Genomic DNA, 13,459 nt, shown 5'->3' with positions numbered 1-13,459 from the left:
GTATATTCAAGAATCACATAATTCCAAAATAAGCTGAAGACCATAAAATCGGTCCTCAGCTTATAAATTAGATAAAATCATTAATTATTATGATCAGTGATGATTAATGCTCCATCATTTCATGAGCAATATCATGACCATCCATTTCTGACGGATAATAGGTAGGCCAGTTCTTGACTTCATCCAATAGAGCTTCACGATCATCTCCCCAATAGAGGTGATAGTGACCTGCATCAGTTGGAGCGATACTGTGATCACTAAATTGGATATATTGAGGAAGATCCCCAGACTCTTCATTTAGTTTAAAAATGTAACGGACCCCTCTATTTCCCGCTTCATAAGTAAGGATTTCATAACCATCGTAGCTATACTTCCCAGTAGACTTTTCTCCATTTTTGAAGAACGTTACTTTATTATCTTCAATTACTATACGTTCCACATCTGTTTGGTAACCTTTCTTATAATACTCTTTATATTCTTCAGCTGTCATTTCATTGTCATGCTCCGCCTTATGAGAAAACACTTCATCAAGTGTCCCATCCTGAAGATATGGATACACAGATTGCCACTCTCCTTCCCAGTCAGATAACTGACGATCCTTCACTTGATCATCTTTAAAGTATCCCTCATAAATCTGTTGTGCTTCTTCATCATCAGCATGGTTATGGTTGTGATCGCTTTGTTCTTCTGATTTAGAAGAGTCCTCTGATCCGGTGGATGATTCGGATAAACCTTCTGTTAATACTTCTAAATTGTGGTGCATTAGAGTGAAATAATCCTCTTCGTTTTTAATATCTTCTTCCGTCAATACTGATAAATTATGAAGACGCAGGGATTCTGCTCCTATTTCTTTTCTAACGACATCCGCAACTTTAGGAGTAACATTTTGTTCAAAAAAGACATGATTCAAGTTATGCTGTTCAGCCGTCTCAATAATGGTTTCCAACTCTTTTTGTGAAGGTTCATTGGTAGGACTTAATCCAGAAACAGAAATTTGTTCAACGCCGTAGGCTTGTTCCCAGTATCCATAAGCAGCATGAGAAACAATGAATTTATTCTTTGGTGCATTTTCCAGTTGTTCGTGAAATTCTTGATCTAGACTCTCAAGATTACTTTTTAATTCTTCAAAGTTCTCATTAAAGGCTTTTTCTTGCTCAGGATTTAGCTCAATTAGTGTATCTTTAATGTTCTCAGCTAACTGAATAGACTTGATAGGGTCTAGCCAGACGTGGGGGTCCTGGTCACCGTGATCATGTCCAGCATGTCCATCTTCATGCGTTCCTTCTTCTCCCTCATGAGCATGTTCGTCCTCATGTGTTCCTTCTTCTCCTTCATGAGCATGTTCGTCCTCATGCGTTCCTTCTTCTCCCTCATGAGCATGTTCATCCTCATGTGTTCCTTCTTCTCCTTCATGAGCATGTTCGTCCTCATGTGTTCCTTCTTCTCCTTCATGAGCATGTTCGTCCTCATGTGTTCCTTCTTCTCCCTCATGAGCATGGACATGCTCTTTTAAATCGATCCCTTTTGATGCTTCTAGTATTTTGACATCTTCAGATTGAATAGATTCTGAGATTTGCTTGGCATAGGACTCTAAACCAGCTCCGTTATAAATGAAAGCATCAGCTTCTGCAATTTCTACCATTTCTTTTGAAGTTGGTTCATATGTGTGAGGGTCTGATCCTGGAGGCAGGATTGATTCTACAGTTGCTTGATCCCCCGCGATCTGCTCTGCAAAAAACTGAAGAGGATAAACCGTTGTATAGATTTTCAATTCTTCATTCGAACTCTCTGATTCTTTACCTTCTTCACTGTTGCTTGATTCTTCTTCTCCACAAGCAGTAACTACAAAAATTAAAGCTAATAGACTAAGAACGCCTACGAATTTTTTTAACATTACTTTTCCTCCTTTTTTTCCACAAACTATTCTATCGTAATCATTACTTATTGTAAATAGTAATCATTACTCCCCATTCACAAAAGATAAGCCGGTTCATTTAAACCGGCTTAATGACATTCAGGGCATGCTCCGTAAATTTCAAATTTATGATTTTCTATTTGGTAACCTTCCAGTTTGTCATCCATTGTATTCATTGGACAGAACTCAACCGCTTTAGTACTCCCGCAAATAGTACAAATAAAGTGGTGGTGATGCCCGTTAGAATTGCATGCCAGCCTAAAATGTTTCTCTCCATGAAGCACTGTCGCTTCTAACAATTCCTCATCCGTTAAAAGATATAAGTTTCTATAAATTGTATCATAACTCACACTTGGAAAATCCTCTTGAATGATTCTTAAAATTTCTTTTGCCGCAATATATTGATCCTGATTCACAAAAATCTCCAGCATACGTTCTCTTTGCTTTGTGTGTTTATATCCTTTTTCCTTTAACATTTGGATGGCTGTATTCAAATTCATAATGCTTCACCCCTTACCCAGAATTGTGTGCTCACCTTTTTATAAGCCATGGTCAAAATTAGAATAAGAATCGCTGTCATAACAATCGTTCCACCCGGAGGTACGCTCAAGTGATAAGCGGAGAACAAACCGATAATAACAGAAGTTTCACCAAACAGAACCGATAGTCCAATCGTTTGTTTAAAACTCGTTGAAATCCGTAAAGCTGAAGCTACAGGTAATGTCATCAAAGCTGATACGAGCAAGATTCCTACCACTTGCATCGAAGAAGCAATAACCAGGGCTACCATTAAAATAAACAATAGATGAACCCATCGCCCATTCACCCCTGAAATAGAGGCGTGTTCCTCATCAAATGATAAGATAAATAATTCTTTGTAAAACAGAAAGACAATTAAGATGACTATAGAAGTTATGATGAAAACGGTCCACATATTCGAACGACTCACAGCTGTTACGCTTCCGAATAGATAACTGAATAAGTCTGTATTGAATCCATCTGCTAGAGAGATTAAGATCACTCCTAGTCCAATCCCCCCCGAGAGGATAATAGGAATGGCTAACTCTTCATAATGCTTGTACACCTTTCTTAAGCGTTCAATTAATACAGCCCCTATTACCGAGAAGGCCATTCCCATATAAACCGGATTCCAATCATTGATCCCGGATACTCTTTTTTCTAACAACAGACTTGCTGCAATTCCTGTTAATGTAATATGAGAAAGAGCATCTGCAATTAAGGAAAGCCTGCGAACAACAATAAAGACACCAAGTAATGGGGCAACCAGTCCAATTAATAGACCAGTAATCGCTGCATTTTGTAAAAATTCATACTGAATAAAGCTTTCGAACATTACGAGGTCACCTCCCCATGGTTATGGGTCAGCTGCTGTACGGTATGTCCATACAGACGATTCAAATCCTGGTCACTAAACTGATCATATTCATCGGAAGCACCATGAAAATGAATGGTTTTATTCATGCATGCTACATGTGTCGCATGCTCGGTGATGGTTCCTATATCATGAGAAATCATAAGCAAAGTGATGCCATTTTCCTTATTTAGTTTCCCTAAAAGATTGTAAAACTCCGTAACATGTTTGGCATCCACACCGACTGTCGGCTCATCCAGGATAAGGAGCGACGGTTCACTAACAAGAGCCCTGGCAATAAATACACGCTGTTGCTGGCCACCTGACAACTCTCCGATATTAGAAGTTGCATAGTCTTCCATTTCAACAACTTTTAAAGCTTCCAAAGCTTTTTGAGTGTGTTGACGTTTAAAGAACCGGAATGCTCCCAATCTGGAAACAAGCCCTGACTTCACTACTTCTAATACATTCGCGGGAAACCCCGAGTTAAAGCTGTTGGACTTTTGGGAAACATACCCGATTTCTTTCCAATTATTAAACTGTTTAATCGGCTGGTTAAATACGTGGATATTACCCTTGTTAGGCTTCACGAGACCGAGAAGCAATTTCACTAAAGTAGATTTACCTGAACCATTTGGTCCGACTAATCCGAGAAACTGTCCCTTATGAATAGAAAAATTCACATTTTCTACGACCCACTCTTTATCATATCTAAAAGAAACATTTTTCATTTCTACTATTTTTCCATCATTCATGCTATATCCCTCACAAAATAAAAATCATTACGAATTATATTGAATTACACTTTTTCTATTGACAACCACTAATAAATCTTAGTTAATAGTAGTTGTCAGAAATCCAAAGTCATTACGATTTAATTCATCTTAATTGTAATTGTAAAGGAGGATTCCAATTGAATCAAGAACATTCTTCTTCATCTAGAATAAGCTATCTTTTATTGGTAATCTTTTTCGCTCTTTTTTTATTCGGGGATACACTTCCCTTTGAAAATATGCTCTCAATTCCTTCCTCTCTTTTAGATTTAAACACGATGTTCATCAGTATTGTATTAGAGGCCGTTCCTTTTGTCCTGCTGGGCGTATTTATTTCAGCCATCATTCAAACATTTTTGAAAGAAGAGACACTGAAAAAGTACATACCACAAAACCCTGTCCTCGCACTGTTTCCTGCTGTTGCTATCGGTGCCATTTTTCCTGTGTGTGAATGTGCAATTGTCCCGATTGTTAGAAGATTAATTCAAAAAGGAATGCCCCTCCACGTAGGTATAGTCATCCTCGTTTCGGCACCCGTACTTAATCCGATTGTATTTTTATCGACGTTCTACGCTTTCCAAACAGATCTTTCCATTGCATGGATGAGAATGGGTCTTGCTTTGATTGTATCACTCGTCATCGGCAGTTTAATTTATTTGTATTTTGGTAACAGCTGGCAATTAAATAAGAAAGCGACTCTCGGCATGACCCACAACCATAATCATGACAACGACCGTGTAGGAAAGATTGCAGAAACCTTTCAACATGCAAGCGATGAATTTTTTGATATGGGGAAATTCCTCATATTAGGAGCTTTGTTTGCTAGTGTTGTACAAACATACGTTGCCAGAGAAACGTTATTGGACATTGGCACTGGAGTATTAGCCGGACCTGCAGTAATGATGGGGCTCGCTTACATCTTATCTTTATGTTCAGAGGCCGATGCATTCGTTGCGTCTTCATTTAAAGGTTTGTTTTCTTCAAGCTCCATTCTCGCTTTTCTCGTTTATGGCCCTATGACCGATTTAAAGAATACGATTTTGATGATGGCTTACTTCAGAAAACGATTCGTTTTAACTTTTATTGTCATTGTAACCTTCGTTGTTTACACGATTACAGTCATGTACGACCTATTCTATTTATAAAGGAGGAAGGATAAGTTGAATCGACTGTCGCACCAATTCCTTAGAAGTATTATATTATTCGGCTTTGTACTGTTCCTGACCAAACTTATTCTCTCAGGAGACATCCAAAAGTTCATTGCCCCAAGGATGATGCCCTACATGTATTTCACCCTGGTTGTCCTTGGTATTCTTGGAGGTATCCAATATTTCAGGAGCGGATTTGAGGAGGAAACCCATGATTGCGGGTGCGGGCACGATCATGATTATTCCAGCTCCAAGTTACGCTCCGTGTTTATCTATCTCTTATTCATCGTGCCCGTCATGACGGGAATGATGTTTTCTGACCATGTCATTGGAAGTTCTGCCGCTTCTAATAAAGGTTTCAAATATGAAATGCGTTCAGCTTCTACGAAGTCTGACATCAACGCCCCCCCTGACTCTGGAGATGAAAACAAAGAAAAAGATTTAGATCTAGAGGATAACAAAGCATTAGAGGATTCAAATACTGATGATCAACTGACGGACAGTCCAGGGGTTCTAACACCACAAAAAAGACACCCTGAGTTATATAAGGAGTTACAGCAAACGGACGAAATCATCATGAATGAGGATAACTATATAGGCACCATAACGTTAATGGAAAATGGAATGGATGCCTACGTCGGAAAAAAAATTACGACTCATGGATTTGTTTTTCGAGAGGATAAACTTCCAGACAACCAAATCGTCGTCGGGCGATTCGGTATTAGCTGCTGTGTAGCCGATGCAGGCATATATGGAATCCTTGTCCAAGGAGAAAATCTTGGACAATATAAGAATGACACCTGGATTGAAGTAACTGGAACACTAAAAAAGATAGAGTATAATGGATGGGAGCTTCCTTTAATTGAGCCCCAATCGATAGAGCCCATAGAGACACCGGCAGAGCCCTATGTGTATGAAGACTTGGAATTTTCTGGGTAAAGCAAAAAGTCATAGCCTCCCAAGGCTATGACTTTTTTTATGACCTCACTCTGTAAAGGCTGGCAATGGATCATGGAATTCATTCCAGTCCGTTTCCATCTCTTCAGATGTCAGCAAACACTGATCGAGCCCCTTTATGATATCCTCTTTATTCATCTCTATACCGATAAATACTAATTCCGTCATACGATCCCCATACGTACCATCCCATCGCTCAGCTAACTCTGGTTCTTCTTTCAAAATATCTTCACGTTCTTGTTCTGGGTACGTAGCGATCCATTCTCCGACTCCTTGGATAGCAAGAGAAGTTCCAGCTTGGGATAATAACCCAGACATGTCATTTCTCGAAGCTAGCCAAAAAAATCCTTTGGCTCGAACAATCCCTGCCGGCCAATCCTCTAACCAATTCTTCCATCGCTCAGGGTGGAACGGCTTCTTTCTCCGATAAACAAAAGAGCCAATCCCATATTCTTCACTTTCCGGGACATGTTCTTCATTTAGTTCTTTAATCCACCCAGCTCCCTGACTTGCTTGTTCAAAATTAAATAAACCCGTATTCAAAACTTCATCGAGAGGCACTTGACTGTAACTCGTATCAATCACTTTAGCATCAGGATTTAATTGTTTTAAGACTCCCTTTAATTCCTCTCGATCGATTTCTTCCACTAAATCTATCTTGTTTAAAAGAATAACATTCGCAAATTCAATCTGGTCGATTAATAGATCAATAATTTCTCTAGCATCGTTATCATCTGCCCCTTGATTACGGTCGAGCAAGTTTTCTCCTGATCCATAATCCTCCCAAAAACGATTGGCGTCTACTACGGTTACCATCGTGTCCAATCGACAGTGATTTCCAAGATTGATTCCAAGTTCTTCATCTTCATAAGTGAAGCTCTGGGCAACCGGGATTGGTTCTGAAATCCCCGTTGACTCAATAACGATATAATCGATGTCCAGTTCTGAGAGCTTTTCTACCTCTTTAATTAAATCTTCTCTCAAAGTACAGCAAATGCAGCCATTCTGTAATTCAACCAATTTCTCTTCTGTTCTGCTGAATCCACCTTGCTTTACCATGTCTGCATCGATGTTTACTTCGCTCATATCATTTACAATAACAGCAATTTTACGATCCTCTCTGTTGTGTAACAAGTGATTTAATAACGTCGTTTTTCCAGATCCTAAATAACCGCTCAAAACGGTTACTGGTACCTTGTCTGACAATTTAACTCCTCCTATGCGGATTGCACAATTCGTTCCGCAGCTTTTCTAGCACCTGAAATATTTCTTGCTACCGGCCCAATTTCTAATTCAGCAAGAGCCCCAGCGACAAATAACCCATCCTTCCATTCCAGGGAAGATTGAACAATGGGGAAGCCACACGGGGCACAAGGTAGATTGTGTTGATCAACCATTGGCTGAATCCATTCCATTCCTGGCATAGTTGATTCTGATCCTGTAGCCAGCACTAGAGACTGCCCGGAAACTGTATATCCATTTTTCATTTGAAGTTCAGCTCCCCCCCTATACTGTGAGCTTTTACTATATCGTCTGTATAGATCGTAAGTTTCCCTGCACTCACCTGTTGGTTTAATTTCACATGGAGATCCCTTGTAATGGACCCTTTATGCCTTGCCTGTTTGATAAGTGAGCGTCGTTTTTCATAACAGTCCACCTGGTCGTAGCTTGTTAAATATTTCGGACCAAGCCACCCAGGGTCACTGTCAAAATCCTCTATTCTAAAAGGATGACGCTTCACTAAGGTCGTTGAATCAATGGAGCTTGAATTTGATAGAGTATAAGCCAGATGAGCAGCTGTCATCCCTCCTCCTACAATGACCACATTTCCTTCACCGGGGAGAGGTTTATCCATATCAAACACATGACTCAAACCGATGGTCTCGTTGTGTGCCCAATCAGGGTATAGTGGTGTATGATTCACACCCATAGCAAGCACCACTCTTTCCCCTTGAACCATACAACCATCAGAAGTGGTTACATTCCAAAAGCCTTGTTTTTTGCAAATCCCATTCACAGTCCCTTGTCTCCAACACTGATTCACTCCAGCACGATCCATTGCATCTAAGCTATGCCGATTAAACATTTCCAAAAGCGGTCTAGCGTATTTTCCTCTAAAAGGCTGAGCGTAGTCCTTTGTTTTTGAGTACTTCTTTAAACTATAAGGATCAGTGTCCAGATGATGAACGGAAGGAGACCTTAAATAAGGCATACCTATTCTTTCGGTTAATGTTCGCCACATTGTCATGGGTTCTGGATAGGGATCAATAACTAAAAGCTCTTCTACATCCACTTTTTCTTCAAGAAGCCGTCTTGCTACACAGCATCCTTGAATACCACCACCAATGATGATCCACTTAAACATAAATACAGGTCCCCTTTTTCCTTACCAGCTTGATTTTTTCACACCTGGAATTTGGCCTTTATGGGCATATTCTCTAAAGGCAATGCGAGACATTTTGAACTTTCTCATATATCCACGCGGTCTCCCGGTTACTTCACATCTTCCATTTAAACGAGTGGGAGAAGAGTCACGTGGAAGCTTTCTAAGAGCTTCATAATCTCCTTTTTCTTTTAGTTCCCTTCGAAGGTCAGCGTATTTCGCCACCATTTCTTGTCTCTTTTTTTCTTTAGCTACTTTTGATTTTTTAGCCATTTGTAGTCACCTATCCTTTATAAGTAATAATTACGATTTAAAAAAACGGAAAAATTGATTCTCTTTATCTTCATAGATGGCACTCGCCTTTGTACTCGATTGACCAAAATATTTTCCTTTATAAGCTTTTGTTGGTTGATCCATGTGCGCGAGCACTAGTTGACAGATTCTCCATCCCTCAATCAGTTCAATCGGGGAACGGTTTGAATTAAATAATTCTAAAGTGATACGCCCTTCAAAACCTGGATCCACCCAGCCAGCATTCTGAACAAACAACCCTAACCTTCCAATTGAACTTCTGCCTTCCACGAATGCTGTAAGATCATTAGGTAATTTCACCCATTCCTTCGTAGTCGCAAGCATAAACGAATGAGGAGGTATAATAATAGATTCACGATGGCCGATATAAATGTCGCGATAGGGAGCTTTTTGTCTTACAGAAATTTCACCTGTACTGTGCTCATCTACTGTCATAAAATGACTGCCTAGCGTCAAGTCAATAGAAGCAGGCTGAAGATGCTCCGAGTTGAATGGATCAATTCCCAACTCGTCCTCCTCTACCTTATTCAATATTGACTCACTGGATAATATCATTTCAGCACCTTCTTTGTTAGATTAGGATGATCTCACTTCCCAATTAAAGGGATCTTTCATCTCGGACCAATCCTCATTCGTCTCTTCAGGAGTTAACAAGCACTCGTCCAACTCATTGGTAATCGTCTTTTGATCAAGATCAACTCCAATAAAAACGAGGTTGGTCATTCGATCTCCAAATTCCACATCCCAATCGTTCAAGACATCAGGGTTTTGCATAATCGTACGATCTTTTTGTTCTTTTGGCAGTGCAGCTACCCAGTACGAGACAGGCTCTATGGAAACAGATGGGCCTGCTTGGGATAAAAGAAGCGCTAAATCATTCCTTGTGGCACACCAGGCAATTCCTTTTGCTCGTACGATAGAAGTTGGCATTCGGCTGATCCAATCGTAGAAGCGCATAGAATGAAAGGGGAGCCTTCTCTTATACACAAACGATTGAATACCATACTCTTCAGTTTCTGGGGTATGATCCTCGGGACCTGCCATTAATTCCTTGAGCCAGCCAGCCGATTGACTCGCCTTCTCAAAATTAAAACGGTGTGTATTTAAAATCTTCTCTGAGTCGATTTCACTAAACGTTGTTGGGATAATTTCAGCATCAGGCTGTAATGTCTGCACAACTTTTGTCAATGAATCCAATTGCTCCTTCGTCACCATGTCACATTTATTTAATAGAAGGACATCACAAAATTCAATTTGGTCGATAAGCAGATCCGCCAAATTCCGTTCGTCTTCTTCCCCTACGGCCTGCTTTCTATCCAATAGGCGATCCCCAGATTCATAATCATGCCAAAACCGATAAGCATCCACGACCGTAACCATCGTATCTATACGACAGAACTGGGTAAGATCGATGCCCATTTCCTCATCGATATAAGAAAATGTTTGAGCAACTGGTACAGGCTCGCTGATTCCCGTTGACTCAATAACGATATAATCAATGTCACCGGCCTTTGCAATTTTCTCCACTTCAATCAGTAAATCTTCTCTCAAGGTACAGCAAATGCAGCCATTGGACATCTCCACTAAATTCTCATCTACCCTTGAGAAATGTCCCCCTTTTTCTACTAAGTCTGCATCGATATTAATTTCACTCATGTCATTAACGATGACAGCGATTTTACGTCCTTCCCGGTTGTTTAGTATATGGTTAAGCAACGTGGTTTTCCCTGAGCCTAAGTAACCACTTAAGACTGTAACCGGTATTTTCTTTTTCATAAAGTACCTCCTATCTTTTAATTGAATAATGTAGACAAGGTGACCGCTAGAATTAAAGTACTAATAATTGAAGTGGCCATTTGTTTACCTAAGACTCTCATGGCGTGTATGACTCCCATTTCCTTGGATATGGAAAACAAGGTGACAAGGCAAGAAGACAGTGTAGAAGCTAAATATACAACCACAAACACCTGCCATATTTCCAGCGTTTGAAGCAGAGACCCTTGTCCTTCATTTAATACCATCATTCCATCTTTACGGAATATAGAAAACACCACCCCTGGAGCTACATCCGCAGGTAACGAAAACAATGTTAATAAAGGGGAAAGGAGTGCTGCCATGGTTTTAATAATATCCAAGTATTGGAGTAGAGAAGCCACGATACAGATGATAATAAAAATAGGCATTGCTTGAATTAAAAATTGCTTCAATATACCCGTTAAGCGAAACTTAACCCCTCTCCATGTAACAGACTGCAAATATGGGAGAGAAGGAACAGGAGCTAGAGAGGAAGAACTCTTCTCCCAGATTCTAGTGTGCATAGCCCCTACCATAAATAATAGGAATATATAAGGAATAAACAAAAGCGGGTGACCAGCTGAACCAAATAATGAAAGAGATGCACCGATTTGATAGCTGCAAGCCGAACCGAAAGAAATCATAGAAATACAAGCCTCTCTTGTACAGCTGCTACAGCTCCTACTCTGCATAACAGCTACAACGTTACATCCAAAACCAGTGAGAACAGGAATCAGGTCTCTTCCTGATAAGCCAATTTTCATCAGCCATGGGTTCAACGCATAGGTGATATGTTCCTGGACACCTGTCTCTTCTGTTATTGCCACACTTAAACCGATGAGAAAAACCACTGGAAACGCCCATAAAAAAGAGTACCATCCAAGAGTTAATGCACCATAGCTCCCTACTAAAAAGGCTTGAATAAGATCTGGAGAATTTACAAGGCTTTCTTTCAAAGGGGTTAACAGTGCCTCTTCTGATATAGGCTGAATATAACTAGAAAATAAATACGCTGCAAAAACCGGTCCTGCAAACATGCCTATAACTATGAATAAAGCAAAGATAGGTCCGATCAACCGTTTAGCAAGTATTCTTTCTAGCCACCTTGCGTTTACTTCTTCTACACCAGAGGGTAAAAACGATAATAGATTGTTGTTCAATTCCCAAATAGAGGCAGTCTGAATGGCCTCCCATATTTCGTTTTGTTTTTCCTGACTAAGTGAACGACTATTGCACCATACGACAGGGACATTTAACAAATTTCGGGTGTACTGTTTTTCTTCTTCACCTGGTTGATATTTATCGCTGTGAGTAGCTATAACCACAACGTTCTTCCCGCGTAATCCCAATTGTTCTTCTAAAAGGAGCAAATCATCTTTTAGACTCGGGGCTTTTACAACTAAAATAACCTCTTCCAAATCTTTCAATTGATTCAACGCCATTTGAGTCGTAACGCTATCATCTTTGTACCGAATACCTGGAGTATCGAATACTTTTACCGAAGAATCTTTCTTCATCGCACCGCTTGATATGGTTACAGTAGATCCTTTAACATTGGTTTCTACTCCCGTTTGATGGCCTGTCAGATGCCTGAACAAAGCCGTTTTCCCCACAGATTCAAGTCCTGCTAAAGCTACTGCTCCTACCGATTCCTTCCTCTGTTCCGTCAGCATTCGCAACGCTCTCCACAATCTGAAAGATCATCTAAATAAAAACTTTCTTTTTTATATAAATCAAGAATCTCCATATTAAGATTCAATTGCGAGCCAATGGCCTTGGCAACGACCGGGTAGCGTTGACGAAACTTATATATGAAGCAGAACACATGACTGTCGTGACGTAACTCGGGTCCACACAGAAACAAGCCTTCACACTTCGTAGATTCATCTTGATCATTTACTAAGGGCTTTCCATGCTTTCCATTTTCAAATAAATGAGAAATCAAAGAGGTGCTGCCTTTGAAACCTGTAGCTAAAATCGGTGGAGAATGATTCGTAAATTGCTGTCCTTCTGCCGTATTCACATAGTAAACGTCATTTTCCTTAGCTACGGAAACAACCGTTTGATGCTCATAAATTTTGATTCTTCCTTCAGTTATAGCTTCTCTCATCCGGTTAAATGTATAGGGAGATAATATAGTGCTAGGATCACTACTATCAATTTTCCAGGTCGGGGTCTTTGCCAAAAGACGGGTGTTTTTTTTCCTTTTATTCAACTGGTACGCTGCATCAAGTCCACTTTCATACCCACCTATAACAAGATACTCATCTTCTTTCATATCCTCCCAAGAATGAACATGACTGTTATGAATGCATAGTTCTGCACCAGGAAAAACCTCTTGATTTGGATATTGATACTCCCCGGCTGCCCATACAACAAACGTACTAGAGAATGATCCTTGGGATGTGTTAATCTCAAACAACCTACTCTCCAATCTATTTACTTCTTTCACTTCTACTCCTGTTTTGACAGGTAATTCATAGTGGTTCACAAGCAACTCTAAATATTCCGCATAATCTTCTCCTGTAGGATGTTCTTCATTCAACGTATAACCTGGTGATGTTTTAGGTGCTACCGCATTTAGGTCTGTTTGACCAAATCCTTGAGAAGGAAACGATGGGGTAATAAATCTCATTTCTTTCGGCCATCTCCGAAATGTTTCTCCAATCTCTCCACGATCAATAATACAGAAATTTTCACACCCCATTTGCTTCATCAAAATTCCTACTCCAATTCCTGAAGCACCTGCACCTACAATAACGACATCGTAATGTTTCATGGAAATCCTCCTTTCTGTTTAATAGT

At 40.0% G+C, this 13,459-nt stretch carries 14 protein-coding genes; 2 read left to right on the top strand and 12 right to left on the bottom strand.

The genetic code is table 11. The annotated features are described in order from the left end of the window. Positions 1–103: 103 nt before the first annotated feature. From ACXADE_RS02440 to ACXADE_RS02425, 4 genes are all read right to left on the bottom strand, one after another. Positions 104–1,894: a metal ABC transporter solute-binding protein, Zn/Mn family gene (locus ACXADE_RS02440; RefSeq protein WP_474978927.1), complete on the bottom strand. Its 1,791-nt coding sequence runs from the start codon at positions 1,892–1,894 to the stop codon at positions 104–106. Between the two features lie 110 nt (positions 1,895–2,004). Further along, positions 2,005–2,415 carry a Fur family transcriptional regulator gene (locus ACXADE_RS02435; protein ID WP_474978926.1) on the bottom strand — a complete coding sequence of 137 codons (411 nt, stop codon included), beginning with the start codon at positions 2,413–2,415 and terminating at the stop codon, positions 2,005–2,007. Next, positions 2,412–3,269, bottom strand: a complete 858-nt coding sequence (locus ACXADE_RS02430) for a metal ABC transporter permease (RefSeq protein ID WP_474978925.1) — start codon at positions 3,267–3,269, stop codon at positions 2,412–2,414. Before ACXADE_RS02430 ends, ACXADE_RS02435 begins: the two co-directional genes overlap by 4 nt. Further along, entirely contained in the window at positions 3,269–4,042 is a 774-nt protein-coding gene (locus ACXADE_RS02425; RefSeq protein WP_474978924.1) for a metal ABC transporter ATP-binding protein, read from the bottom strand. Before ACXADE_RS02425 ends, ACXADE_RS02430 begins: the two co-directional genes overlap by 1 nt. 158 nt (positions 4,043–4,200) lie before the next feature. On the opposite strand from ACXADE_RS02425, the gene ACXADE_RS02420 reads away from it, so the two are divergent. Both ACXADE_RS02420 and ACXADE_RS02415 read left to right on the top strand, forming a co-directional pair. Beyond that, positions 4,201–5,205 (top strand): permease, encoded by a 1,005-nt coding sequence (locus ACXADE_RS02420; protein ID WP_474978923.1) that lies wholly within the window; start codon positions 4,201–4,203, stop codon positions 5,203–5,205. Between the two features lie 15 nt (positions 5,206–5,220). Continuing rightward, on the top strand, positions 5,221–6,147 hold the full coding sequence (locus tag ACXADE_RS02415) for a TIGR03943 family putative permease subunit (RefSeq protein WP_474978922.1): 927 nt from the start codon (positions 5,221–5,223) through the stop codon (positions 6,145–6,147). Positions 6,148–6,192: 45 nt separating this feature from the next. Here ACXADE_RS02415 and ACXADE_RS02410 read toward each other — a convergent pair whose 3' ends face one another. The 8 genes from ACXADE_RS02410 to ACXADE_RS02375 are packed head-to-tail and all read right to left on the bottom strand — an operon-like array spanning position 6,193 to position 13,433. Continuing rightward, positions 6,193–7,371, bottom strand: coding sequence for a GTP-binding protein (locus tag ACXADE_RS02410; RefSeq protein WP_474978921.1), 1,179 nt, complete (start codon positions 7,369–7,371; stop codon positions 6,193–6,195). 11 nt (positions 7,372–7,382) lie between these two features. Next, positions 7,383–7,652: a hypothetical protein gene (locus ACXADE_RS02405; RefSeq protein ID WP_474978920.1), complete on the bottom strand. Its 270-nt coding sequence runs from the start codon at positions 7,650–7,652 to the stop codon at positions 7,383–7,385. Further along, positions 7,649–8,530, bottom strand: a complete 882-nt coding sequence (locus tag ACXADE_RS02400) for an FAD/NAD(P)-binding protein (RefSeq protein ID WP_474978919.1) — start codon at positions 8,528–8,530, stop codon at positions 7,649–7,651. Before ACXADE_RS02400 ends, ACXADE_RS02405 begins: the two co-directional genes overlap by 4 nt. A 21-nt stretch (positions 8,531–8,551) precedes the next feature. Continuing rightward, complete coding sequence (rpsN, locus tag ACXADE_RS02395) at positions 8,552–8,821, bottom strand: 30S ribosomal protein S14 (RefSeq protein ID WP_474978917.1); 270 nt, start codon at positions 8,819–8,821, stop codon at positions 8,552–8,554. A gap of 30 nt (positions 8,822–8,851) precedes the next feature. Continuing rightward, positions 8,852–9,415, bottom strand: a complete 564-nt coding sequence (gene dcd, locus ACXADE_RS02390; protein ID WP_474978916.1) for a dCTP deaminase — start codon at positions 9,413–9,415, stop codon at positions 8,852–8,854. Between the two features lie 21 nt (positions 9,416–9,436). Next, positions 9,437–10,636 carry a GTP-binding protein gene (locus tag ACXADE_RS02385; protein ID WP_474978915.1) on the bottom strand — a complete coding sequence of 400 codons (1,200 nt, stop codon included), beginning with the start codon at positions 10,634–10,636 and terminating at the stop codon, positions 9,437–9,439. A gap of 17 nt (positions 10,637–10,653) precedes the next feature. Beyond that, entirely contained in the window at positions 10,654–12,327 is a 1,674-nt protein-coding gene (locus ACXADE_RS02380; RefSeq protein ID WP_474978913.1) for a nucleoside recognition domain-containing protein, read from the bottom strand. Continuing rightward, on the bottom strand, positions 12,321–13,433 hold the full coding sequence (locus ACXADE_RS02375) for an NAD(P)/FAD-dependent oxidoreductase (RefSeq protein WP_474978912.1): 1,113 nt from the start codon (positions 13,431–13,433) through the stop codon (positions 12,321–12,323). Before ACXADE_RS02375 ends, ACXADE_RS02380 begins: the two co-directional genes overlap by 7 nt. Between the last annotated feature and the right edge of the window lie 26 nt (positions 13,434–13,459).

Source organism: Halobacillus sp. ABR2_026, assembly GCF_056158545.1.
Note: the sequence above shows the minus strand (reverse complement) of the source record. Positions and strands in the feature narration are given on the sequence as shown.

What these genes read in the sequence shown, in the direction of transcription:
- ACXADE_RS02440 (WP_474978927.1), bottom strand. Translation starts at nt 1,894, where the DNA reads ATGTTAAAAAAATTCGTAGGCGTTCTTAGTCTATTAGCTTTAATTTTT.
- ACXADE_RS02435 (WP_474978926.1), bottom strand. Translation starts at nt 2,415, where the DNA reads ATGAATTTGAATACAGCCATCCAAATGTTAAAGGAAAAAGGATATAAA.
- ACXADE_RS02430 (WP_474978925.1), bottom strand. Translation starts at nt 3,269, where the DNA reads ATGTTCGAAAGCTTTATTCAGTATGAATTTTTACAAAATGCAGCGATT.
- ACXADE_RS02425 (WP_474978924.1), bottom strand. Translation starts at nt 4,042, where the DNA reads ATGAATGATGGAAAAATAGTAGAAATGAAAAATGTTTCTTTTAGATAT.
- ACXADE_RS02405 (WP_474978920.1), bottom strand. Translation starts at nt 7,652, where the DNA reads ATGAAAAATGGATATACAGTTTCCGGGCAGTCTCTAGTGCTGGCTACA.
- ACXADE_RS02400 (WP_474978919.1), bottom strand. Translation starts at nt 8,530, where the DNA reads ATGTTTAAGTGGATCATCATTGGTGGTGGTATTCAAGGATGCTGTGTA.
- rpsN (WP_474978917.1), bottom strand. Translation starts at nt 8,821, where the DNA reads ATGGCTAAAAAATCAAAAGTAGCTAAAGAAAAAAAGAGACAAGAAATG.
- dcd (WP_474978916.1), bottom strand. Translation starts at nt 9,415, where the DNA reads ATGATATTATCCAGTGAGTCAATATTGAATAAGGTAGAGGAGGACGAG.
- ACXADE_RS02385 (WP_474978915.1), bottom strand. Translation starts at nt 10,636, where the DNA reads ATGAAAAAGAAAATACCGGTTACAGTCTTAAGTGGTTACTTAGGCTCA.
- ACXADE_RS02380 (WP_474978913.1), bottom strand. Translation starts at nt 12,327, where the DNA reads ATGCTGACGGAACAGAGGAAGGAATCGGTAGGAGCAGTAGCTTTAGCA.
- ACXADE_RS02375 (WP_474978912.1), bottom strand. Translation starts at nt 13,433, where the DNA reads ATGAAACATTACGATGTCGTTATTGTAGGTGCAGGTGCTTCAGGAATT.